Origin of the sequence: Nonomuraea pusilla (assembly GCF_900109355.1) — a bacterium.
Classification (GTDB): Bacteria; Actinomycetota; Actinomycetes; order Streptosporangiales; family Streptosporangiaceae; genus Nonomuraea; species Nonomuraea pusilla.
The window spans coordinates 84,402-106,428 of the sequence record NZ_FOBF01000026.1 but is presented as its reverse complement, the minus strand read 5'-3'; the positions used below and the strand labels follow the sequence as shown (position 1 = coordinate 106,428).

General features: G+C 73.1%; 29 protein-coding genes. 12 read left to right on the top strand and 17 right to left on the bottom strand.

Translation table 11 applies throughout. The features are described from left to right. Positions 1-2: 2 nt before the first annotated feature. Together BMX74_RS37465 and BMX74_RS37460 are read right to left on the bottom strand one after the other, a co-directional pair. Positions 3-1,028, bottom strand: a complete 1,026-nt coding sequence (locus BMX74_RS37465; protein ID WP_055505042.1) for an energy-coupling factor ABC transporter permease — start codon at positions 1,026-1,028, stop codon at positions 3-5. 96 nt (positions 1,029-1,124) lie between these two features. Beyond that, the gene (locus tag BMX74_RS37460) at positions 1,125-2,957 is read right to left on the bottom strand and encodes a glycosyltransferase family 2 protein (RefSeq protein ID WP_091105226.1); all 1,833 of its coding nucleotides are present in this window, start codon (positions 2,955-2,957) and stop codon (positions 1,125-1,127) included. 310 nt (positions 2,958-3,267) lie between these two features. Here BMX74_RS37460 and BMX74_RS37455 point away from each other — a divergent pair, with 310 nt between their 5' ends. From BMX74_RS37455 to BMX74_RS37445, 3 genes are all read left to right on the top strand, one after another. Beyond that, entirely contained in the window at positions 3,268-3,627 is a 360-nt protein-coding gene (locus tag BMX74_RS37455) for a hypothetical protein (RefSeq protein WP_055505040.1), read from the top strand. 17 nt (positions 3,628-3,644) lie between these two features. Continuing rightward, a complete protein-coding gene (locus BMX74_RS46405) occupies positions 3,645-4,010 on the top strand; it encodes a ClpX C4-type zinc finger protein (protein WP_055505039.1) in 366 nt (121 codons plus the stop codon). A 244-nt stretch (positions 4,011-4,254) separates the two neighbouring features. Then, positions 4,255-5,199, top strand: a complete 945-nt coding sequence (locus BMX74_RS37445) for a D-2-hydroxyacid dehydrogenase family protein (protein ID WP_055505038.1) — start codon at positions 4,255-4,257, stop codon at positions 5,197-5,199. 3 nt (positions 5,200-5,202) lie between these two features. On the opposite strand, the gene BMX74_RS37440 is transcribed toward BMX74_RS37445, so the two are convergent. Next, on the bottom strand, positions 5,203-5,745 hold the full coding sequence (locus BMX74_RS37440) for a CGNR zinc finger domain-containing protein (protein WP_256257520.1): 543 nt from the start codon (positions 5,743-5,745) through the stop codon (positions 5,203-5,205). A gap of 99 nt (positions 5,746-5,844) precedes the next feature. Between BMX74_RS37440 and BMX74_RS37435 the strand changes: the two genes are divergently transcribed. The 3 genes from BMX74_RS37435 to BMX74_RS37425 all read left to right on the top strand — a co-directional run bounded on the left by BMX74_RS37435 (position 5,845) and on the right by BMX74_RS37425 (position 7,498). Then, entirely contained in the window at positions 5,845-6,600 is a 756-nt protein-coding gene (locus BMX74_RS37435) for a class I SAM-dependent methyltransferase (protein WP_091105225.1), read from the top strand. A 66-nt stretch (positions 6,601-6,666) separates the two neighbouring features. Next, positions 6,667-6,945, top strand: a complete 279-nt coding sequence (locus BMX74_RS37430) for an antitoxin (RefSeq protein WP_091105223.1) — start codon at positions 6,667-6,669, stop codon at positions 6,943-6,945. A gap of 118 nt (positions 6,946-7,063) precedes the next feature. Further along, positions 7,064-7,498: a CBS domain-containing protein gene (locus BMX74_RS37425; RefSeq protein WP_091105222.1), complete on the top strand. Its 435-nt coding sequence runs from the start codon at positions 7,064-7,066 to the stop codon at positions 7,496-7,498. 110 nt (positions 7,499-7,608) lie between these two features. Here BMX74_RS37425 and BMX74_RS37420 read toward each other — a convergent pair whose 3' ends face one another. After that, positions 7,609-7,932 carry a hypothetical protein gene (locus tag BMX74_RS37420; RefSeq protein ID WP_091105220.1) on the bottom strand — a complete coding sequence of 108 codons (324 nt, stop codon included), beginning with the start codon at positions 7,930-7,932 and terminating at the stop codon, positions 7,609-7,611. A 241-nt stretch (positions 7,933-8,173) separates the two neighbouring features. Here BMX74_RS37420 and BMX74_RS37415 point away from each other — a divergent pair, with 241 nt between their 5' ends. Next, on the top strand, positions 8,174-8,557 hold the full coding sequence (locus BMX74_RS37415) for a VOC family protein (protein WP_055505033.1): 384 nt from the start codon (positions 8,174-8,176) through the stop codon (positions 8,555-8,557). Between the two features lie 26 nt (positions 8,558-8,583). On the opposite strand, the gene BMX74_RS37410 is transcribed toward BMX74_RS37415, so the two are convergent. The 3 genes from BMX74_RS37410 to BMX74_RS37400 are packed head-to-tail and all read right to left on the bottom strand — an operon-like array spanning position 8,584 to position 11,526. Then, positions 8,584-9,423 (bottom strand): alpha/beta fold hydrolase, encoded by an 840-nt coding sequence (locus tag BMX74_RS37410; RefSeq protein ID WP_055505032.1) that lies wholly within the window; start codon positions 9,421-9,423, stop codon positions 8,584-8,586. Positions 9,424-9,458: 35 nt separating this feature from the next. Then, positions 9,459-9,995, bottom strand: a complete 537-nt coding sequence (locus BMX74_RS37405) for a flavoprotein (RefSeq protein ID WP_055505031.1) — start codon at positions 9,993-9,995, stop codon at positions 9,459-9,461. Between the two features lie 34 nt (positions 9,996-10,029). Next, complete coding sequence (locus BMX74_RS37400; protein ID WP_256257519.1) at positions 10,030-11,526, bottom strand: serine/threonine-protein kinase; 1,497 nt, start codon at positions 11,524-11,526, stop codon at positions 10,030-10,032. Between the two features lie 429 nt (positions 11,527-11,955). Between BMX74_RS37400 and BMX74_RS44565 the strand changes: the two genes are divergently transcribed. The 3 genes from BMX74_RS44565 (at position 11,956) to BMX74_RS37390 (ending at position 13,980) form a co-directional block, all read left to right on the top strand. Further along, on the top strand, positions 11,956-12,120 hold the full coding sequence (locus BMX74_RS44565) for a hypothetical protein (protein WP_176573433.1): 165 nt from the start codon (positions 11,956-11,958) through the stop codon (positions 12,118-12,120). A 70-nt stretch (positions 12,121-12,190) separates the two neighbouring features. Then, positions 12,191-13,327, top strand: a complete 1,137-nt coding sequence (locus BMX74_RS37395; protein WP_143078914.1) for a sensor histidine kinase — start codon at positions 12,191-12,193, stop codon at positions 13,325-13,327. Further along, positions 13,324-13,980 (top strand): response regulator transcription factor, encoded by a 657-nt coding sequence (locus tag BMX74_RS37390; protein WP_055505028.1) that lies wholly within the window; start codon positions 13,324-13,326, stop codon positions 13,978-13,980. The genes BMX74_RS37395 and BMX74_RS37390 overlap by 4 nt, the downstream gene beginning before the upstream one ends. A gap of 26 nt (positions 13,981-14,006) precedes the next feature. Here BMX74_RS37390 and BMX74_RS37385 read toward each other — a convergent pair whose 3' ends face one another. The 9 genes from BMX74_RS37385 to BMX74_RS37345 form a co-directional block, all read right to left on the bottom strand. Beyond that, a complete protein-coding gene (locus BMX74_RS37385) occupies positions 14,007-14,342 on the bottom strand; it encodes a rhodanese-like domain-containing protein (protein WP_055505027.1) in 336 nt (111 codons plus the stop codon). Positions 14,343-14,424: 82 nt separating this feature from the next. After that, positions 14,425-15,087 carry an HNH endonuclease family protein gene (locus tag BMX74_RS37380; RefSeq protein WP_236714861.1) on the bottom strand — a complete coding sequence of 221 codons (663 nt, stop codon included), beginning with the start codon at positions 15,085-15,087 and terminating at the stop codon, positions 14,425-14,427. A 64-nt stretch (positions 15,088-15,151) separates the two neighbouring features. Beyond that, positions 15,152-15,748 carry a hypothetical protein gene (locus BMX74_RS37375; RefSeq protein ID WP_091105217.1) on the bottom strand — a complete coding sequence of 199 codons (597 nt, stop codon included), beginning with the start codon at positions 15,746-15,748 and terminating at the stop codon, positions 15,152-15,154. Between the two features lie 55 nt (positions 15,749-15,803). After that, entirely contained in the window at positions 15,804-16,178 is a 375-nt protein-coding gene (locus tag BMX74_RS37370) for an ArsR/SmtB family transcription factor (protein WP_055505024.1), read from the bottom strand. Next, on the bottom strand, positions 16,175-17,428 hold the full coding sequence (locus BMX74_RS37365) for an MFS transporter (RefSeq protein WP_091105215.1): 1,254 nt from the start codon (positions 17,426-17,428) through the stop codon (positions 16,175-16,177). Before BMX74_RS37365 ends, BMX74_RS37370 begins: the two co-directional genes overlap by 4 nt. A 195-nt stretch (positions 17,429-17,623) precedes the next feature. Further along, positions 17,624-19,027 carry an FAD-dependent oxidoreductase gene (locus tag BMX74_RS37360; RefSeq protein WP_091105214.1) on the bottom strand — a complete coding sequence of 468 codons (1,404 nt, stop codon included), beginning with the start codon at positions 19,025-19,027 and terminating at the stop codon, positions 17,624-17,626. Positions 19,028-19,147: 120 nt separating this feature from the next. Next, positions 19,148-19,684, bottom strand: coding sequence for a potassium-transporting ATPase subunit KdpA (locus tag BMX74_RS37355; protein ID WP_063792165.1), 537 nt, complete (start codon positions 19,682-19,684; stop codon positions 19,148-19,150). Beyond that, complete coding sequence (locus BMX74_RS37350) at positions 19,685-19,774, bottom strand: potassium-transporting ATPase subunit F (RefSeq protein ID WP_055505022.1); 90 nt, start codon at positions 19,772-19,774, stop codon at positions 19,685-19,687. It abuts the gene before it with no gap. Positions 19,775-20,099: 325 nt separating this feature from the next. After that, positions 20,100-20,729 carry a TetR/AcrR family transcriptional regulator gene (locus tag BMX74_RS37345; protein WP_091105212.1) on the bottom strand — a complete coding sequence of 210 codons (630 nt, stop codon included), beginning with the start codon at positions 20,727-20,729 and terminating at the stop codon, positions 20,100-20,102. A 124-nt stretch (positions 20,730-20,853) separates the two neighbouring features. Here BMX74_RS37345 and BMX74_RS37340 point away from each other — a divergent pair, with 124 nt between their 5' ends. After that, a complete protein-coding gene (locus BMX74_RS37340) occupies positions 20,854-21,261 on the top strand; it encodes a helix-turn-helix domain-containing protein (protein WP_055505020.1) in 408 nt (135 codons plus the stop codon). Between the two features lie 16 nt (positions 21,262-21,277). On the opposite strand, the gene BMX74_RS45215 is transcribed toward BMX74_RS37340, so the two are convergent. Continuing rightward, positions 21,278-21,724 carry a TetR/AcrR family transcriptional regulator gene (locus tag BMX74_RS45215; RefSeq protein WP_218154181.1) on the bottom strand — a complete coding sequence of 149 codons (447 nt, stop codon included), beginning with the start codon at positions 21,722-21,724 and terminating at the stop codon, positions 21,278-21,280. Between BMX74_RS45215 and BMX74_RS45210 the strand changes: the two genes are divergently transcribed. Continuing rightward, positions 21,708-22,010, top strand: coding sequence for a hypothetical protein (locus BMX74_RS45210; RefSeq protein ID WP_218154176.1), 303 nt, complete (start codon positions 21,708-21,710; stop codon positions 22,008-22,010). The genes BMX74_RS45215 and BMX74_RS45210 overlap by 17 nt on opposite strands. Positions 22,011-22,027: the final 17 nt, after the last annotated feature.

Sequence of the window (22,027 nt, the reverse complement as noted above, 5' to 3'; positions counted from 1 at the left end):
GTTCAGGCCCTCGCCCTGGATCCGGCCCGGTTCCTCGCGGCGTACGCCAGGCCGCCGGCGACGAGCAGCACGAGCCCGACGCCGACGACCCCGGCCACGCCGACCGGGACGCCGCCGACCTCACCGTAGTCGGCCAGCGCCCACGAGCCGAACAGGTGGTCGGACGCCTGCCCGAGGAAGCCCTTGTTCTCGGCCACCGCCTCCAGCCCGTCGGGGTCGGAGGAGGCGAAGAACGACACGACGCCGGCGAGCACCAGCGTCAGCCCGACGCCGCCGAGCAGGAACGGCCGCAGCGCGCCCCGGGGGGCGGCCGGCTCGTCGGCGCCACCCGGGGTGCCGCCCACCGTGGTCTCGCCGTCGGCGTCGCGCAGGACCAGCCGCCTGGACAGCCCGCGGGCGCCGTACACCAGGTCGGGCCGCACGGCCAGCACGGTGGCGACGGTGACCGCGGTGATCAGGCCCTCGCCGATGCCGATGAGCACATGGACGCCGCCCATGGCCGCCGCCACGGCCATCGGGTCGACGGGGGCGGTGCCGCCGATCCAGAACAGCAGCGAGAACACCAGCGCCGAGACCGGCACGGAGACGAGCGCCGCGAGGAACGCCCCCGCGGTCACCCCGGCCTTGCCCCTGGCGAGCCGGGTCACCAGGCGGAAGACGCCCCACCCGGCCAGGACGGTCACGATGCCCATGATGGTGACGTTCACGCCGAGCGCGGTCAGCCCGCCGTCGGCGAAGAACACCGCCTGCACGAGCAGGACCACCGCCATGCACAGGACGCCCGTGTACGGCCCGACGAGTATCGCGGCCAGCGCGCCGCCCAGCAGGTGGCCGCTCGTGCCCGCGGCGACGGGGAAGTTCAGCATCTGGACGGCGAAGATGAACGCGGCGACGAGCCCGGCCATCGGGGCGGTGCGGTCGTCGAGCTCGCGGCGGGCGCCACGCAGGCAGACGGCGACCCCGGCGGCCGCCACCGCGCCGGCGGAGACCGAGGTCGCCGCGTTGAAGAAGCCATCGGGAACGTGCACGGCACTGCCTCCAGGAGGACGAACAGACCTTCCTACCTTAGGACATGCCCTTGCACCTGCACATAGGTGGCAATTACTGAAGAGCGACCTGAAGGGTCACAGCGTGATCTTCCTGATGACCGCCTCCGGCGTCAGCCGCCGCACCGCCGCGCTCAGCCGCCCCCGGCCCGACGTGGCGTACGGCCTGGCCTTCTTCAGCAGCCCCCGCCAGCGGGGCGGCGCCACGACCGTGCCCGCGTCGGTCTCGACGCGGAAGCGCGCGGGCGGGCCTCCCAGGTCGAGCTCCAGATAGGCGTCCCAGGTGCCGGGCGGGAAGCGGCCGACGGCCGGCCTGGCCGCGAAGCCGCCCTCGGGCAGCGCCAGCACCGGGTCGGCGCGCTCCCGCCCGGTGTGGCGCTCACGCCACACGACACGCCTGATCGCCGAGGCCGGCGGCGTGGTGCCGGCCACGCTGATCTCCCCGTCGACGTGCAGCCGCCGGCCGAGGCCCCAGCGGGTTCTCACCACCCGCACGCGGCCGGGCACCGGCACGACGTGCCCGCCGACGTCGATGCTCAGGTTGCCGTTGTCCCTGGTGAAGTAGGGCAGCGCCACCCGGCAGCCGCCGGGGGCGGCGAGCAGCCTGGGCGCCGGGCGCGTGACCGCGCCGTCGCGCTCGGCGCCCAGCCTGCCGTACCTGACGACGCCCTCGACCTCGACCGCGACCCGGAGGTCCCACACGCCCGAGCCCAGCGCGGCGACGTCCACGCGGGCGGTGAAGCGCCGTCCTTCTCGCTCGGCGGGCACGACGAGCTCGCCGGCGGGGTCGTGGCGGGCGCGCAGCACCACCGAGACGCCGTCGTCGCCGGCGATGCCGCGCAGCCCGGCGGTGCCGGTGACGACCAGCCCGGCGCCGTCCCAGCGCAGGCCCGTGAGCCTGCGGCGCACCGTGGCGTTCTCGATCCTGGCCAGGCGCACCAGGCGCTCGACGTCGTGCAGCGACGCGACCCGCTGCCTGTCGGTGCTGCCCAGCCGCTCGCGCACACCCGGGGTGAGCCACTCGTCGCACAGGGCGGCCACCTCCTGGGCGATCTCCTTGCGCCGCACGTCGTCGGACTCCAGGAACGGCTGGCCGAGCCAGGCGAACGCGTCGAGCCTGAAGTGCCTGCGCAGCAGGTGGTCGCGCAGCGGGCCAGGCCCGACGTGCTCGGCCATGAGCCGCATCGGCCCCCTGATCATCTCCAGCCAGGCGAGCGGGTCTCTGCTGTCGGGACGCTGCATGATGCTGGTGCCGTCGGGCCGGGAGACGAGGTGGTAGCAGTCGTGGTCGGCCACGACCGAGATGACTCCCGCGTGGCAGTAGGCGTGGACGGTGAAGTGGATGTCCTCGCCCACGAGCAGGCCCTCGGCGAACCTGACGCGGTGGCGTTCGAGCATGTCCCTGCGGAACAGCTTGAAGCAGCTCAGGCTGTTGTAGACGGCGCTGTCGGCCAGGGTCACCCGCTCGGCGTTGCGCTGGAACATCGACATCGGCGCGCGCCTGCCGTGTCCGACGATCTTGCCGAGCACGATGTCGGAGCCGTTCCTGTCGGCCATGGCCACCATGCGCTCCAGCGCCTCGGGGCCGAGGTGGTCGTCGGCGTCGCAGAAGAAGACGTAGCGGCCGCCGGCGTGGTCGAGGCCGACGTTGCGCGGCCGGCCCGCGCCTCCGGACGCCTCGATGTGCACGACCTTGACGACGTCCCTGTGGTAGGCCGCGTACAGGTCGAGCAGGTCGCCGCTGCCGTCGGTGGAGCCGTCGTCGACGACGACGATCTCCTTGCGGACCCGCTGCACCAGGGCGGAGGTGAGGCACCGGTCGAGGTACGGGCGGCAGTTGTGGACGGGGATGACGACGCTGACGTCGACCGCGTCCTCGACCGCGTCCTTGACCGGTTCTGTCCCTGACATCCTCACCTCAGCATCACGTCGTGCTGCCGTCCGGCTTCAGTATGTGACGAGTGGCGGTGGCCCCGGGAGCTGATCGGATATCTTCCTTCCCCCGCTTTTGCCATCACCGAAGATTCACGGCATTCCGCAGATAAGCGCAGGCAGGGCCCGTAAAACCGCAATTCACGCACCCCGCCGGGGCCGGGAGAAACGCTTTTCCGCCGGGGGTTGAGAAACCTCCCCACGCGGAGCAGTCCGCTACTACGGAGTGATCCATCGGGAAGGGTGGCGCGTCTACAGTTAGGCAACCTTGACCGGGGAGGGAGCGGGAATGGCATCGGATCTCCGCAGATGGGCGGCGCGCGGGTCGGTCGTGCGCAGCGCGGAATTCATCGTCGCCTCGGCACGACTCGGCGAGTTGCACGAGTGCTCCGTCCTGCTCCGCCGCACCAGGCTGCGCGCGGAGGAGATCGTGGACGAGGCCAGGAGGCTGCTCACCGAGGCGGAGGAGCGCGGCGACACCGAGCGGGCGGCGGCGCTGCGCGTCCAGCTGGAGGCCGCGGTGAAGGCGTACCACCAGGTGCTGGACGCCTACGCGACCATCTGCCAGAAGATCGACGCGGAGCGGCTGGCGATCCTGCGGACGCGGGTGACACCAGATCGCGACGAGGGCTTGTCAGGGGTCTCCTGACGCGCTACCGTCAGGCCATGCCTGACTGGATGGACGCGTTCCACTGTTCCTTCTGCCACAAGAAAAGCACCGAGGTGGGGAAACTCATCGCCGGTCCGGGCGTCCACATTTGCGATGAATGCGTGCAATTGTGCGAGGCAATCCTCGAACAGGAGCGCCTGAGCGACTCCACCCGCCCCCGCCTCCCCGCATGGGAGTCCATGACCGAGGAGCAGATTCTCGAACACCTGCCGAAGATCGCCACGGTGCAGGCCCAGGTCGACGACAATCTGCGCGAATGGGTACGCCATCTGCGCACACGGGACGTCAGCTGGGAACGCATCGGCGCCTCGCTCGGCATGACCCGGCAGTCCGCCTGGGAGAGATTCCGGACGGAGACGTAAACCAGCGTGACCCGTGGGGCGTCTTTTCTCCACGGAGGCCCGATATGCGCGCTATAGATGGAGATGTAGCGCCCGATCTGGAGGAGCTCCACCGTGAGCTCGTCCTGATCCTCGCGCTGCACGCGGAGGCGGAACGACTCGCCGCCGCCCGATGAACGGGCTCCAGCTCCCCGGCCGCACCCGGGGAGCTGGAGCAGGGGGGCGACCGGGCCCGCCCCGCCGGCCGCCGCGTAGGATCGCGCCCATGCCGCGTTGCGCCGTACTCGACGACTACCAGGGCGTCGCCCTCGGCCTGGCCGACTGGTCGCGGGTGGAGGTCACCAGCTTCCGCGAGCACTTCGCCACCCAGGACGACCTCGTCACCGCGATCCACGACCACGAGATCGTCGTCATCATGCGCGAGCGCACGCCGTTCACCGCCGAGCTGTTCTCCCGGCTGCCGAACCTGCGCCTGCTCGTCACCTCCGGCATGCGCAACGCCTCGATCGACCTCGACGCCGCCCGCGCCCAGGGCGTCACGGTCTGCGGCACCGGCAGCGGCTCCACGGCCCCCACCGAGCTCACCTGGGCGCTCATCCTCGGCCTGACCCGCCACCTCGTCCCCGAGGCGCACGCGCTGCGCGAGGGCGGCCCGTGGCAGAGCACCGTCGGCGCCGACCTGCACGGCGCCACCCTCGGACTGCTGGGCCTGGGCAAGATCGGGTCGCAGATGGCCAGGATCGGTCAGGCGTTCGGGATGAACGTCCTCGCCTGGAGCCGCAACCTCACCCAGGAGCGCGCCGACGAGCTGGGCGTCCGCCTGGCCCCCGGCCTCGACACCCTCATGACCGACTCGGACGTGCTCTCCGTCCACGTCGTGCTGAGCGACAGCACCCGCGGCATCATCGGCGAGCGCGAGCTGTCGCTCATGCGGCCCTCCGCCTACCTCGTCAACACCTCGCGCGCCGCGATCGTCGACCAGGCCGCGCTGGTCGCCGCGCTCAAGGCGGGCCGCATCGCGGGCGCCGGGCTCGACGTCTTCGAGACCGAGCCGCTGCCGCACGGCCACGAGCTGCGCACCCTCCCGAACGTCCTGGCCACGCCCCACCTCGGGTACGTCACCTGGGGCAACTACGGTACGTACTACCGCGAGGCCGTCGAGGACATCGAGGCGTTCCTCGACGGCAGTCCCGTCAGGGTGCTCTCCTGACGCTCACTCGGCCCTGCCGCGGGCGCGGAACGCCGCCGTCTTGACCCGGTTCTGGCAGGCCGTCGAGCAGAACCTGCGGGTGCCGTTGCGGGAGACGTCCACGTAGACGCGGTCGCAGTGCGGCGCGGTGCACACGCCGAGCCGGTCGTGGAACTCGCTGCCGAGCACGACGGCCAGGCCGGTGGCGCAGCTCGCCGCCCAGTCGCCGGCCATGGTGCCGCCGGGGCCGTGGAAGTGCAGGTGCCAGGGCTCGCCGTCGTGGCGTTCGAGCATGGGCCTGGCCCGCGTCTCCTCCAGCAGCGCGTTGACCCGTACGGCGGCGGTGTCGATGTCGCCGTCGGCCGCGGCGGTGAACACCTCGCGCAGGCGCTCGGCCACGCCGGCCAGCTCGCGGGCCTCGGCCTCCGTGACGTCGCGCTGGCTCGGGTACACGGCCCGCATGCCGCCGGTGGTCACGCCGGCGAGGTCGGGGGGCGGCGCGTACGGGCGTCCCCGGCGCTCCCCGGGGGTCAGCTCGTTCACGAGGGCCACCGCGACGCGGACCACGGCATCGGTGTGACTGTTGTAATCCAATTGACCAGTTACGCCTTCGTGTTCTAGGTTGTGACTGCCGAAAGCTTATATGACAGTCACAAGGAGACGTCTGTGCTCACCCACGATGCCGCACTCCGGTGGATCGCGCGCTGGGACCGCCAGCAGGAGGGCTACCTGCCCGACCGGGAGGAACGCTTCACCGCCCTGATCGACGCCGTGGAGGCGCTCGGCCGCCCCGACCCCCTCGTCATCGACCTCGGCTGCGGGCCGGGCTCGCTCGCCGCCCGCCTGCTCGAACGCCTGCCCAAGGCCACCGTCGTCGCCGTCGACGCCGACCCCCTCCTGATCGGGCTGGGCCGGGCCGCCTACCCCCACGTGACCTTCGTCCCCGCCGACCTGCGCACCCCCGGCTGGACCGAGGCGCTCGGCCTCGACCGTCCCGCCGACGCCGCCGTCAGCACCACGGCGCTCCACTGGATCTCCCCCGAGGACCTGGAGCGGGTCTTCGTCGAGGTGGCGCGGGTGCTGCGGCCCGGCGGCGTCCTCCTCAACGGCGACCACATGGAGACCGGCGACGCCACCCCCGAACTGGCCCGCCTGGAGCTGGCCGTGCACGCCAGGCAGACCGAGCGGGCCTTCGGCGCCAACCCGCCCGAGGACTGGCGGGCCTGGTGGGACGCCATCACCGCCGACCCCGACTTCGCCGCCCTCGACGCCGAACGCAGCACCGCCGGGGCCGCGCACCACGGCTCCGAGTCGCGCCTGCTGTCGCAGCACGTCCACGCGCTGCGCGAGGCCGGGTTCAAGGAGGTGGGAACCCTGTGGCAGCGCGGGCACAACCGCCTTCTGTGCGCCGTCCGAGGGTGAGCCCCACGTTCCTCCGGCCGCCCCGGGGTAGGGGACGACCGTAACCACGAGGGACAAGGAGCGGTCATGGGCCGAATCGGAGAGTGGTTGAAGAAGGCCGAGAACCTGGCCAGAGGTCACTCCAAGCAGGCCGACGAGCTGGTGGACCGCGCGGAGCGGTTCGCCAAGGAACGCACCGGACACAAGTACGACGAGCAGATCGGCAAGGGGGCCGACGCCGTCCAGCGCCGTTACGGCGGCGGCCGGGCCGACCGCGTGGCGGACGAGCCCACGGCGGGCCCGTACACGACGGACGAGACGGACCGGCGCCCGCCCGACGAGCCGCCGGCCGCGCGGCCGCGGTAGAGCGCCCGCGCGCCCGCCCCGTCCCGGCGGTCGCCCGCTCCCGCGGCGGGCGACAAGAGGATTCGTCCCGGACGGGAGGGTAGGGGCCACAGCAAGGACGGACGAGAGGAGAACCCTCATGACCACGGCACGAGACATCATGCATCCGCGTGCCGAGTGCATCGGCGAGGACCAGACCCTCATCGACGCCGCCCGGATGATGCGCGACCTCGGGGTCGGGGCGTTGCCCATCTGCGGCAACGACCAGAAGCTGCATGGCATCATCACGGACCGCGACATCGTCATCAAGTGCCTGGCCGAGGGCAAGGACCCGCGCTCATGCCGCGCCTCCGAGCTCGCGCAGGGCAAGCCCTACTACACCGACGCCAACGCCGACGTCGACGACGTGCTGCGCCAGATGACCCAGCACAAGATCAAGCGGCTCCCGGTGATCGAGAACCACCAGCTGGTCGGCATGATCAGCGAGGCGGACCTCGCGCAGAACCTGCCCGAGGAGAAGCTCGCCGACTTCGTCGAGGCCATCAAGTCGGGCGCGTCCGACCGCACCGCCTGACGGGGACGCGTCACTCCGGCCACGCCGGCCCTCCCCGCCGGCCGCGATCCGCGGCCGGCGCGCGGACGGCCGGCTTTCCGCGCTTCCCACCCGGAGTCCGGCCCAGGCTCTCAGAGCGCGCCATGCTCCGAACGCTCGACGGATCCCCGCTTGCGCCGGGCCCTGTGCAGCAGCGCCTCGCCGTTGATCATCGCCATGAAGCAGCCCGCGAAGAGATGGCACAAGTGCTCCACCCACTGCGCCGCGGGCGCCATGTCGGCGGTGATCCAGCCCCTCGGCCCGTCCGGCAGGCCGGCCACCCGCGTGACGGCGATGAGCAGCCCGAGGAAGAAACCCAGCCAGATCAGCCAGGCGGGCCATTCATCGACGCCGTAGGAGTTGCCGATGCGGATCTGCGTGCGTAACCGCCGGAAAGCCCTCTGCGCCGTCCCCATGGGACGAGCGTGCCATCTCCTGCGGCGCGGCGGAAGCCCTCGGTTCAGCCCGGGGGGCGACCACGGCACGCCGCCGTGTCCGTCGGCGTCCACACCCAGCAGGCCGCCTGCCAGGCACGACACAGCGACGGAAGCTTCCGCGTCACTCACGTCGCCGTGCAGGACAATGGCGTCTGGCGGCCGGCCGGGATCCACCTGTCCCCCGTCGCCGCACCACCCGGCGCGTGAGGGGAGAACGACCATGCCGGTGCAGCTCAACCACACCATCGTCCACGCCCGTGACCGTGAGGAGACCGCGAGCTTCCTGACCGACCTCCTCGGGCTGCCGACCGCCCCCGTCTTCGGCCCGTTCCGCGTGGTGGAGCTCGCCAACGGCGTCTCCCTGGACGTCATGCGGGCCACCGACGCCGTGCGGCCGCAGCACTACGCCTTCCTGGTGTCGGAGGAGGAGTTCGACCAGATCTGGGCCAGGATCAAGGAGCGCGGCCTGACCTTCTGGGCCGACCCGGGCCACCAGCAGGAGGGCCGCATCAACACCAACGACGGCGGGCGCGGCCTCTACTGGTCCGACCCCAACGGCCACAACCTGGAGATCATCACCCGCCCGTACGGCTCCGGCGGCTGACGAAGCCGCCGGCGAGAAGGGGACCGTCAGCCGAGGAAGGCCGCGACGGTCGCGGTGAACAGGCCGGCGTCGTCGAGCCACGGGAAGTGGCCGGCCCCCGGCTGCACCACGAACTCGGCGTCCGGGAACAGCGCCGCGAACGCGGCCACGACCTCCGGCGGCGTGTTCAGGTCCACCTCGCCGGCGAGCAGCAGCACCGGCGCGGCGAACGCGGCGAGCGCCGCGCGGGTGACGTCCGGGTCGAACGCCCCCTCGGCGGCGAACACGGCGGCCGCCTCGTCGTTCCTGCGGCCCGCCTGCGACGCCAGGTGGGCCTGTGCGGCCTCGTCCCAGCGGCCGTAGAAGAAGGGGTCGATCGCCTTCCAGTCGGCGTCGCCGGCCCGGCCGGCCACGATGGACCCGAGCGCGGCGAAGGCCGCCTCGAACCACGGCTCGTCCTCGCGCAGCCGCGCGACGGCGCGCCTGGCCTCACCGGTGGCCTCGACGCCGACGGCCCTGGTGCTCGGCGTGATCAGCGCGAGCCTGCCGACGCGCCCCGGGTGGGCGGCGGCGTACAGCGTGGCGAGGTTCGCGCCCGCGCAGTGCGCGAGCAGGTCCAGCCGGTCGAGGCCGAGGTGCTCGCGCAGCGCCTCCAGGTCGCCTGCCAGCCGGTCGCACCGGTACGAGCCGGGGTCGGCCGGAGCCTGCGACGCCCCGGTGCCGCGGGGGTCCAGCATGATCAGGCGTCGCCGGCCGGGCAGGCCGCCGAGATCGCCGAGGTAGCCGGAGTCCTGCATCGGGCCGCCGGGCACGCAGACCACCGGGTCGCCCTCCCCCAGCTCGTGGTAGGCGAGGACGGTCCCGTCGGGCGCGGCGAAGGTCGGCATGCGGAGAATCCTCCCAGTTCCCGCGGATGATGCACCTACCGGCCCGGCAGGGCGGCCAGGGCGAGGTGCCAGGGGAAGGCCTCGATCCGGTCGGGCCCCGCGCTCGGCGGATGCGGTTCGAACTCGCCGGGCCCCAGCAGCACCCGCACGCCCTCCGCCCGCAGCCCGGCCACCGCCTCCGCGAAGGGGGCGCGCCCGGCCAGCGCGGTGTTGACGAACGGCAGCACCACCACGGGGATGCCGAGCCCCGGCGCCTCCGCGAGGACGCCGAGCGCGTACGTGTCGGCGATGCCCCGCGCGAACTTGTTCACCGTGTTGTACGTCGCCGGAGCCACGACGACGGCATCCGCCCTCGGCGGCTTCGGCTCGTCCGGCCTGCGGTAACGGCTGCGGACGGGGCGGCCCGTCCGCCGCTCCAGCGCCGCCACGTCGATGAAGTCGAGCGCGGACGGGGTGGCGACGATCTGGACGGTCCAGCCCGCCTCCTGGGCCAGGACGACGAGACGGCCGACGTCGGGGGCGGGCGCGGCGGCGCAGACGACGACGTGGAGGAGTGTGCCGGGTCGGGTCATCTGCCAAGGATCACACGAGGCTCACCGGATCCGGTCAGCCGGTCGTGCGGCGGGCGACGAGGGCGGTCTCGACGAGCTTCGCCGCCCGGTCGGCCATCGTGTAGCCGGGCCGCTTCGCCCGTACCGTGAGCGACACCGTGACGTTCGACAGCCGATAGATGATCTTCGTCTCGTACAGCCCCAGATAGCCCACGGGACCGGTGTGGCTGAACGCCTCGTCCCCGACGTCGGGCCCCGTGCGGAGCTTGGTGCCGGGGCGGCGCTTCGGCTCGTCCTTCATCTGCTCGACCAGCAGGTCGTAGTACTGCTCCGCGGTGCCCCCGCTCATCCCGACGGTCACGAAGAGGTTGAGGGTGCTGTAGTCGGCGCCCTGCCACTGGCAGCTCTGGGCGATGATGAACTGCCGCCGCACGGAGCTGTGGAACAGCGAGCGCGCCTGGGGCCCCGTCAGCAGGTCGCACGCCTCCACGCGGCCCGTGATCCTGGGCGTGGGCGACGGCGGGCGGGTCGTCGGCGCCGGCGCGGCCGTGTGGGTGCTGCGCGGTGTCAGCACGTACCCGAGCAGGCGCACCGCGTTCGGGAAGAAGTAGGGCACCAGCGCCACGCCCGCGACCACGGCCAGCACCAGCGCGACCGCGGCGCCTGCCACGATCTGCCTCCGCCGCCCCGGCCCACCCCGCTGCGTGCCGCGCCTCCGCCTCCAGCCCGGCTCGGTCGCCGCGTCGCCCTTCGCGACCGCCTCCAGCCGGACGGCCGCCTCCTCGGCCGAGCAGCGGCGGGCCGGGTCCTTCTCCAGGACGGCGGCCAGCACGGGCGCGAGCGGGCCCGCCCGCCTGAACGGCGCGGGCTCCTGCATGAGGACCGCCGCCAGCACGGCGGCCTCGTTCTGGCGGGCGAAGGGCGGGCCGCCCTCGACGGCCGTGAACAGCGTGGCGCCCAGCGCCCACAGGTCCCCGAGAGGGCCGTCGGCCTCGCCGCGCAGCCGCTCAGGCGCGATGTAGCCGGGCGAGCCGGACAGCAGGCCCGTACGGGTCAGGTTGGGGTCGCCCGCGATGGTCGCGATGCCGAAGTCCGTCAGCAGGACGCGCCCGTCGTCCGTCAGCAGGACGTTGGCCGGTTTGACGTCGCGGTGCAGGATCCCCGCCGCGTGCGCGGCGCCGAGCGCGTCGAGCACGCGCAGGCCGATCGCGGCGACCCGGTCGGGCGGCAGCGGGCCGTCGTCGCGGACGACCCGGTCGAGGGACCGCCCCCGCACCAGCTCCATGACGATCCAGGGCCTGCCGCCGTCGAGGACCACGTCGTGCACGGTGACGATGGACGGGTGGGAGCGCAGCGTGGCGGCCGCCCGCGCCTCGCGCAGCGTGCGCTCGGCGAACTCGGCGCGCGACGCCTCGTCCAGGCCGGGCGGGAACCTGACCTCCTTGACGGCCACCTCCTGCCGCAGGAGCTCGTCCATCGCCCGCCAGACCGTGCCCATGCCGCCCTGGCCGAGCTGCGACAGCAGGCGGTACCGGCCGGCGAGCGGCGTCACGGCGCCACCACCCGCGCCCGAGGCTCTGCGACCATCCGTCGCCTCCTGTCAATCTCTCGACCGGCACGGGCAAGGGAGATAGTAAAGGCCGGGAGGGGCGCCAGGCGGGCGAACGGTGATCAAAGGGTGCCCAAGCGTCACGTCCCCGACCGAATCGTCCGTACTCCTTCCGGTGTAGGCCGTGATCCGTCCGGTGTGCGCCGAAGTGACGAGCCGAGGACGACGCGCGCCGCACCCGCCGCCCTCTAGCGTCGCCCCATCCGGACGAGCCGTAGGAAGGGAATCGGACATGGCGAAGAGGACGACGATCGCGCTCGTGGCGGCCGGGCTGACGGCCGGGATGCTCGGGCTGGGTCCCGCCGAGGCGAGGAGGTCACGATCACCGGGCACTGCGGCGGAGGCGAGAAGCTGCGCGGCGTCTTCTCCGGGATGACAGGGAAGCCGGTGCTCGTGAACGTCCGCATCATCGACGACAACCCGAAGCGGTTCGTGGCCAAGGCCACCCTCGCCCCCGAGGTCGGCAACGGCGTCGGCCCCGTGCTCGTGGACTGCGGCGGCGAGGCGGGCGTGACCCTCCTGGTCACCCACGTCTGACCGCGACACCCGTACGGCACGGGCCCCATGGCGGGCCCGTGCCCTCTGAACGACCGAGAAAGGCTCCCCCGTGGCCGTAACGTTTCCGCGGCGCGTGCCCGCGCCCGTGCGTCACTCCGCCGGCCTGCTCGACCTGGCGCTCGCCCTCGTCACCGTCGTCGGCGTCGTCACCGGGATCATGGCGGCCGAGGTGCCCGGGTCGCCCTGGGACGGCGCGATCCTCCTCGCGCTGTTCCTCGGCGCGCTCGTCCTGGTCAGGCGCCGCTGGCCGATGACCGTCCTGCTCCTGTCCATCGCCGCGATCTTCGCTTATCGCCTCTCCAGCGACTTCGAGGGCGGCTGGATCTGGCCCGCGTCGGTCGCCTACTTCAGCGCCGCCTGCACGCCCCGGGTGCGGTGGGTGGCGCTCGTCGGCGTCGCCCAGCTCGCCTACGCCGCCGTCGACTTCCGGTGGGTCCTGGACAAGAACGTCCCCCGGTACGTCATCCACATCGCCGGCGAGACGCTGCTGCTGGCGCTCCTCGTCGGCGCGGGACTCGTCTGCGCCGCCGTCGCGCGGTGGCGCGGGCACCTGCGCGAGAGCGAGAGCCGCGCCCAGGCCGCCGAGGAACGGCTCAGGACCGCCCGCGAGGTGCACGACATCGTCGCCCACACCCTCGCGGTCGTCGGCGTCCAGCTCAACGTCGCCGCCGACGCCCTCGACGACGACCCCGCCGAGGCCGCCGCCGCGCTGCGCGTGGCCAAGGACGTCAGGAACCGCGCCATGACGGACCTCGCCTCCCTCGTCGGCGTCCTGCGCGACAGCCCCGGCGCGACCGCCCCGCAGCCCGGCCTCGCCTCCCTCGGCGCGCTCGTCGCCGACGCCCGCGCCGCCGGGCTGGAGGTGGACCTCGTCGAGCTCGGCGACCCGTCCGCGGTGCCCAGCGCGCCGGCCGTCACCGCCTACCGTGTCGTCCAGGAGGCGCTCACCAACGCGTTGAAGCACTCAGGGGCGGCCAAGGTGAAGGTGACGCTCGGCTGCGGGCCGCGCCGCGTCACCGTCGAGGTCGCGGACGACGGCCGGGGCTGCGGCGAGATCGTCGAGCGGCACGGCCTGACCGGCATGCGGGAGCGGGTGAGCGCCCTCGGGGGCGTGCTCGCCCTGGAGTCCGCGCCCGGCGGCTTCTCGGTACGGGCGGAGATCCCTGTGGCAGGCTCGGCCGCATGACGATCACGGTGCTCCTCGCCGACGACCAGGCACTGGTACGGGCCGGCTTCCGCAGCCTGCTGGCCCGCTCCCGGGACATCACCGTCGTCGGCGAGGCCGCCACCGGCGAGGAGGCGGTTCGGCTCGCGCGAGGCGCCCTGCCCGACGTCGTCCTCATGGACATCCGGATGCCCGGCATGGACGGCATCACCGCCACCCGCCGCATCGTCGACGGCCCCGGCTGCCGGGTGATCATCCTCACCACGTTCGACACCGACGAGCACGTCTTCGACGCGCTGCGCGCCGGGGCCAGCGGCTTCCTCACCAAGGAGGTCGAACCGAGCGAGCTGCGCCGCGCGGTCGCCGCCGTCGCCGCGGGCGACGCGCTCCTGTCCCCTGGGGTGACCCGGCGGGTGGTGGAGCAGTTCGCCCACCGGCAGGGGCCGGCCCCGGTCGCCAGGCGGCGGCTGGCCGTCCTCACCTCCAGGGAGGTGGACGTGGTGCGGCTGGTCGCCCTCGGGCTGTCGAACGACGAGATCGCCGAACGTCTGACGATCAGCCCGTTCACCGCCAAGACCCACATCACGAGGTCCATCGCCAAGCTGCGGGTGCGCGACCGGGTGCAGCTCGTCATCCTGGCGTACGAGAGCGGCCTCGTCCGGCCCGGCGGCTGACCGCCGGGGGCCGGTGCTCCGCTTGGTCAGGCGCTGACGGACGTCTCCACCGGGAGTCCCGCCTCCACCCAGTCCTGGATGCCCTCCCGGTACGTGCGGACGTTGGTGTACCCGAGCGCGACCAGCCGCCTGGCGACCGCCTCGCTGTTGGAGCAGGCGGGGTTGGAGCAGTAGGCGACGATCGCGGCGTCCCTGTCCGGCAGGAGCTCGGCGGCCCTGCCGGCCACCTCGCCCTCCACCAGCGCGATGGCGCCGGGGAGGTGCTGCTGCGCGTAGTACTGGCCGCCGAGCGCGTCGACGACGGTCACGGTCCCGGCGTCGATCGCGGCCTTGAGCTCGTCCCGGCTGATGTGCGTGGTCATGCGCCGCCTCCATAAGTGGACTACGGTCCGATTGTTCGGACGGCACGAAAACTACCGGACCACAGTCCGGATCGTCAACCTCTCAGCAGGTACGCAGCATGTTGAGCAGGGCGACCTTCTCCTTCCTCGTCACGAACAGGCGGTAGTGGCGCTTCACGGTGATCCACGAGACGGCGTACCGGCACCAGTAGGCGCGGCGCTGCGGACGCCAGCTCTGCGGGCCCTGGCCGCCCTTCGCGATGTTCGCCGAATGGCTGACCGTGACCAGCTCGGGACGGGTGAGGTCGTTGGCGAAGGCGTGCCGCTTCGCCTTGCTCCACCGCTTCGCCCCCGACCGCCAGGCGTAGGCGAGCGGCACGACGTGGTCCACGTCCACGTACTTCTCACTCTTCAGCCACTTGCCGTCGTACGGGCTGTACCAGACTCCCTTCACCGGGTGGCAGGAGGCGTTGCGGCGCACCCGCCGCCCGTCGCGGGCCAGCACCGCCTCGCGCGCGTCGCACCTGCCCTTGTACCTCCCCCAACGGGGCTGGAACCGGTCGCGGGTGTAGCCGCGGATGGATAACGGCCTGGCGACCTTGAGCTGCGCCAGCATGCGACGGGCCGACGCCGCGGCCTGGGCCTGCGAGCGGCCGCGCGGCTCGGCCGCCGCGGGCGGGGCGGCGAGGACGGCGACGACCGGGACGACCAGGAGAGCGAGAACGGCGACGCGGGACACCCGCTGGAAGATCATGGTTCCACCCATACCCCCGGCATCCCCGCCTCCGCCGACGATATTCAGCCGTCCCCGTGGACGGCCTCCCCGCGCCTCAACCGGCTCCCGCCTCACGCAGCGCCGCGACCAGGGACGAGCCGCGGTCGAGAGCGCGGAAGCAGAGCACGCCACCGCCCTCCAACTCGACGAACGCCATCGTCACCGGGCGCGTGACCCGGGACGGACGCACGACGACGGAACGAACGCCGGTGAGCGGCACGGAGAAGTCCCTCCAGCCCTCGCGGCGGCCACGCTCACCGGGCCGGAAGGCCAGCCGGCCGCCGTCGATCACCAGCAGCGCCCGGCACGACCGCCTCCGCCACTGCCTGGCCCCGAAACGCCGGTAGTCGGCGGGGTCCAACGGTTCGAAGACGACGGCGAACGCGGAAGGAGCGCCGGACGCGGCACGGAGCCGGACGGCCGCGATCTTCCTGGTGGCGACGACGAGCGTCAGGGCGATCAGGGCGGTGCCGGCGATTCCGGCGGCGCCCACCCAGCCCCAGGAAAGGGTCGCCTTGACCGCGGCGAGCCCCGCCCCGATCAGCGGCGCCAACGCGGAGGCCCGGTGCCGTCGCCGTTCCTCGACCGCCACCTCCTCGGCAGTGCCGCGGGCGAGGGGCAGCGGCTGGGATGCGGCGACGTCATCGGACACGCGACCCCCCGGATACGGGATCAGGACGTGGACAGGGAGAAGCTCAGCGTAAGCCTCACGTCCTGGCGGTGGAAGGGCCGGCGAGCGGCGTGAACAGGGCTCCGAGTCGGGCCACCTGCTCAGGGACGATGCGGTAGTACACCCAGGTGCCGCGGCGTTCGCCGTCGATGAGCCCGGCGGTGCGCAGCACCTTCAGGTGGTGGCTGATGGTGGGCGCGGTCAGGTCGAAGGCGGCGGTGAGGTCGCACACGCACACCTCACCCCCGGCGTGCGAGCCGATCATGGACAGCAGCCGCAGCCGTACGGGGTCGGCGACGGCCTTGAGCAGGGCGGCCAGCTCGGCCGCGTCGGGCTCGGCCAGCGGCTGCCGGGCGATCGGCGCGCAGCAGGCCGCCGCCTCGGCGACCGGCGGGGTCGTCGTCGTGGTCATGCCGGCGCCTCCCCATGGTTCGATGGCCGTCTAAATGATACGCGGTGGTAGGCCACCAGTGTCGCGGCGGCGACCAGGCAGGCGAGCGTGACCGCGGCCATCACCCAGCCGTACCCGGCCGTGAGGGCGACGGCCAGCGCCGCCGCGGGCGCCCCGGCCTTGGCCAGCGTCGCGGGCAGCGCGATCCGGCCGGACAGGCTGGCGAAGGCGACGGTGCCGTACCGTTCGGCCAGGAGGTGCGGCTTGGTCAGGGCGCCGACGCCGAAGCCGAGCCCGAACAGCAGCACCGCCGTGACCGCCCCCGCGACGCCCGCCCCTGTCAGCGGCAGCAGCACCGCCGCCAGCGCCTGGAGGGTGAAGACGGCGGCGGCGGCGAGCGCCGTGGGCAGGCGGCTCTGCAAGCCGGTGATGACCAGGCGGCCGGTGACGGACAGGATCCCGAGCGTCCCGGCCACGGTCGCCGCCAGCAGCGGCGGGTGACCGAGGTGGACGAGGTAGGTGACCAGCAGCACGGAGAAGGTCGCGGTGGCCGCGTTGTGGAGCGTGAAGGCGACGGTCAGCAGCCAGAACGCCGCCTGGCGGGTCGCGGCGCGCACCAGCGTGGCCCGGCCGCCGCCGGCCACGCCGGCCACGCCGTCCGTCCGGCCCGCCTGATCCGCCTGACCCGGGTCGTCGCTGCCTCCGAGGCCCGCCTCGGGGGCGGATCGGGACCGGCGCAGGGCCACGGCGTGCAGCGGGATCGCCGTCGCGCCGTACAGCGCCGCGAGGATCACGAGGGCCTGCCGCCAGCCGTGCGCCTGGACGAGCACGCCCGCGAGCGGCAGGAAGATCGAGGACGCGAACCCCGCCACGACCATCACGGCGAGCAGCGCGGACGCGCGGCCCCGCCCGGAGAACCGGGCGACGATGACGGCGAACGCCGCCTCGTACAGCACCATGGCGGAGGCGACGCCGACCGCCGCGAACACGGCGTAGAGCTGGACGACGTTCTCGACCCTGGACCACGCGAGCAGGGCGAGCGTGCCCAGCACCGAGCCCGCGGTCATCAGCAGCCGGCCGCCGCGGGCGTCCAGCCAGCGGCCCGCGAACGGCGCGCACAGGGCGGACACGAGCACCGACAGCGTCAGCGCGAGCGCCACCTGGGAGGCAGAGGCCCGCAGGTCGCGGGCCATGGGGTCGAGCAGGACCGAGAAGACGTAGTACAGGACGCCGAACCCGACGGTCTGGGTGACGGCCAGGGCGGCCACCACCCGCCGTTCCTGCGTGAAACGGCCAAGCCCTCGTAGCCGACGACGCCGGTCTCCGCCCTCTGCGGGGAGGGCGGAGACCGGGCCGGGCCGGGCGGCGCTCACGAGCCCGCACCCCGGGTGACCAGCGGCCGGGCGAGCCGCGCCCCGTGAGCGTCCGCCATGCGGGCCTCCCTGTGATCGTCGTAGGTGGACGTGTCAGCCGCAGCAGCCTCCGCCCGTCGTGGAGGCCACCGGCAGAGGCGTGGACAGCAGGCCGCCGCTGATCCCGGTGGCCAGGCCGACGCGCTGCTCCTGCGCCTCGGCGAGGCCGGAGGAGCACACCCCGGTCTCGGGCAGGTCGAGGCGGACCTCGCGGGCCGCCTCCCAGTCCCCGGCCAGGGCGGCGACGACGGAGCGGGCCTGCTCGTAGCCGGTGGCCAGCAGGAAGGTGGGGGCGCGGCCGTAGCTCTTGACGCCGATGGCGTAGTAGCCGGGCTCGGGATGGGCCAGCTCGTCGGCGCCGTGCGGCGGGACCGTGCCGCAGGAGTGGTGGTTCGGGTCGATGAGCGGGGCGAGCGCGCGGGTGGAGCCGAGGATCGGGTCGAGGTCGAGCCGCAGCTCGGCGGCGATGGCGTGGTCGGGGCGGAAGCCGGTCGCGGCCACGACCCGGTCGGCGGTCACGCTCTGCTCCGCGCCGGACGGGTCGCGGCTGACGACCCGTACCCGCTCGCCGTCGCGTTCCACCGCGTGGGTGAAGAAGCCGGTCACCAGGCGGATCCGTCCGGCGGTGACGAGGGCGTGCAGGCGGGTGCCGAGCGCGCCGCGCGCGGGCAGGGCGTCTGCGTCGCCGCCGCCGTAGGCGCGGGTCGCGCCGGCGGCCCTGATCGCCCAGGTGACCGGCGTGTCGTCGAGCTGGGCGAGGGCGAGCAGGGTGGTGGCGGCCGAGTGCCCGGCGCCCACCACCAGGACGTGCCTGCCCTCGTAGCGGTCGCGGTCGGCGCCGAGGACGTCCGGCAGGGCGTGGTCGATCAGGTCGCCCGCCTCGGCCTCGCCGTACGCGGGCAGCCCGCTCGCGCCGAGGACGTTGGGGGTGTCGTACGTGCCGGAGGCGTCGACGACGGCGCGGGCGTGCAGTTCCCCGCCGCCGGCGAGCCTGACGACGAAGGGCGCCTGCTCGCGTCCGGCGGTGCGGACCCGGTCGTGGCCGAGGCGGCTGATCGCGCTCACCTTCGCCCCGAACCGCACCCTCTCGCCGAACAGCGCGGCCAGGGGCGCGAGGTACTCCTCGACCAGCTCGGCCCCGGTGGGCAGCCACTCGGGGTCGGGCGCCTGCCAGCCGGACGCCTCCAGCAGGCGGCGGGCGGCGGCGTCGATGTCGTACGTCCACGGGCTGAACACCCGGACGTGACCCCAGCGCGCGATCGACGCCCCGGCGCGGTCCCCGGCCTCCAGGACGAGGAAGTCCAGGCCGCGTTCGGCGAGGTGGGCGGCGGCGGCCAGCCCGACGGGACCGGCCCCGACCACCACGACGGGCAGGTCCCCTGGACGGGACGCCTGCCTGCCCGGCTCCGGCTCGACGGCGGTCGTGTTCGTGGTGACCGGGCCGCAGCATCCACTCATGACGGTTCTCCTCACGATCCTCCATGCCCGCACCCGAAGGACGGCGCACTGTTACCTGCCCCACACTTTGCTTAGAAGAACATCTAAGCAGCACGCCCAGCATGCTACATAGACAACCTTCTAATCAAGGGCGATGGGCAGCAGGATGCGGATCGTGCCGCGTACCAGGTCGGCCCAGAAGTTGCCGATGGTCTCGGACCCCCTGCGGGCGAAGCCGCGTACGAGGGCGATCGCGACGGCCATGCCGACGGCCGCCGAGACGAAGTTCTGCACCGCCAGGCCCGACATCTGCACCAGATGGCCCATCGTGGACTCGCCGGAGTACGCCTGCCAGTTCGTGTTGGTCACGAAGCTGACGGCGGTGTTCCAGGCGATGTGGTCGGGCACCGGGCCGAGGCCGAGCGACAGGAACAGCTTGTCCTGCAGGCGCTGGAGTCCGTACAGGAAGAGGATCGAGACGGCGGAGAAGGCGAGCAGGCCGCGGGCGTAGACGCCCCAGCGCTGCTCCACGTCGGGGCGCACGCCCAGCAGGCGGTAGATCGCGCGCTCGACGGCGCTGTGCCTGGCGCCGGCGTAGACGCGGTGCATGTGGTCGCCGAGCGGCTTGTGCACCAGCACCAGCGCGGCGACGAGCGAGGCGATGAACAGCGCGGCCATCTAGAAGCGCTCCGGGAACAGCAGAGCGGCGACCATGAAGATCACCAGTACGACTGCGCCGACCAGACCGACGGCGTTGACGGCGCTCACAGCCGTTCCACCGCCCTCACCAGCAGCCCGAAGATCGCGAAGATCGCGATCGTCAGGGCGACGAAGATGACGTCAGCCATCCCCACTCCTCGCAGACGTGTGCTTGCGTGCCGCCCGGACAGGCGGCCACACGGCAAGCAAATCGCCCGAATTGCGAGATATGGCGGATCTTGACGGCATTCATACGCCGCCCGCCGGAATATTGATGACCTTCCTACGCGGCCCGCCGGGACGACGACGTCAGGGCGACGGCGAGGGGCAGTCGGCGTCGCCGTGCCGTGCCGTGGCGCCGTGCCGTGCCGTGCCGTGGCGCCGTGCCGTGGCCTCAGCCGGTGCCCGGCGCTCGCAGGTCCAGGCTGGCCGGCACGGCGCGGAAGGCGTCCCGCAGCCGCCGGACGAGCCGCTCGCGACCGCCGTCGGCCTCGTTGCGGACCCAGTCGCGGGCCGCGACGCTCCAGGCCGTCGTGGTGAGCTCGGCGAGGACCTGGAGGCGCAGGTCGCCGTCGTCGAGGCCGAGCTTGCCCGCCAGGCAGGCGACGACCTGGCGCTCGACGCCCGTGCGGTAGTGGTCGACGTAGGCCAGCAGGGCCGGCGCGGTGAGGATCAGCCTGCGGGTGGCGACGTAGCGCCGGTCCCAGTCGGGGTCGAGCGCGACCGCGACCTCGGTGAGGGCGTCGCGGAGCACGTCGAGGACCACGCCCTCCGGCCGGCCCCGATCCAGCGCGGCGGTGTAGGCCGTCCACACCTCGGTCTCGGCCTCGACCGCCACGGCCTCCTTGGCGGGGAAGGCGCGGAAGAAGGTGCTCTTGGACACCTCCGCCTCCTCCACCAGCCGCTCCAGCGTGGTGGCCTCGAACCCGTGGTCGGTGAACAGGCGCAACGCCGTCTCGGCCAGCGTGCGGCGCGTGCGGAGCCGCTTGCGCTCGCGCAGCGGCAAGGAACGTTCGTCGAGCACGGACGCATCCTACCCCGAAACGACGCCGAGGATCGATGGAGACCAAGCCCCATTCGACACTTGCCACCAAACGAGACCGAGTGCCAGAATTTTCCCACTACCCCGCTTCTCTTAAGGAGCCGTCATGTCGCTGAACCCGAAGATCGTCGGTCAGGCCGAGGACGCGCACGAGGCCGTGCTGGTCCGTGCCCTGGCCACCACGGGCGTCACCAAGCAGCACTGGATCGCCCTCACTCTGGCCGCCACCGCCACGGATCCCGCACCCACCGGGGAGCCGGCCGCGCGGCTCTCCCAAGCCCTGCGCAGCGCCGATCCCGCCCAGGTGCGGCAGATCCTGGACGACCTGGTCACCGCCGGCCTGCTCACCACCGAACACGCCGTCACCCCCGCCGGCCAGGAGCTGTTCGCCCGCGTACGCGCCGAGACCGGCCAGGTCGTCGCCCGCGCCTACGCCGGCATCCCCGCCGACGACCTCCGGACCGCCGCCCGCGTCCTGGAACTCGTCACGAGCCGCCTCGACCGCGAAGCCTGACCCCTCTCCGCCCTTTCTAACCCGAGAGACGATCGACCAGCGCGCGCATCTGGGTGGCGTAGTGCTCGCCGAACTCCTCGGGCGTCAGGCCGCTCACCGCGGCCACCACCTGCGGGAAGGCGGCCCCGGCGGCGGCGATCGCGAACAGCGCCACCGCCAGCGCGGCCGGGTCGAGGTCGGCGGGGAACTCGCCGGCCCGCTGCCGGCCTCGCAGGTCCTCGACGATCGCGCGGACCCCCTCGGCGAACCGCGGGTCGGGCGCAGCCCCGGTCAGCCCGTCCCAGACCAGCAGCCTGCCGAAGCCGCCGTGCTCGACGTCGAAGCGGACGTAGGAGGCGATCAGCTCGCCGAGCGACCCGGCGGGCCCGGCCAGGGCGGTCTCACGCTCCCGCCAGTGATCCCCGATCGCCTGGTACAGGCCCTCCTTGCCCCCGAAGTAGTACGAGATGAGCTGCTTGTTCACCCCGGCGCGGGCCGCGCGGCAGGACTTCGCCTTCCTCACCCACACCGGGAAGGAACTGCTCGTGCTGCCGACCCCCGTCCACCCCGACCCGGCCGACGACCACCACTCCGTCAGCCGGATCACACTGCGCCAGGTCCTGCTGGGCGGCATGGAGGACGCGGTGCGCTTCGACGCGACGTACGAGCGGTACGAGCGCGACCCCGACGGCACCGTCACCCGCTGGGCCTTCAGGACCTTCCTCAGCACCGCCCGCCACTTCCCCGCCCTGCAGGCCAAGATGGCCTAGCCCGCACCCCCAGCCGT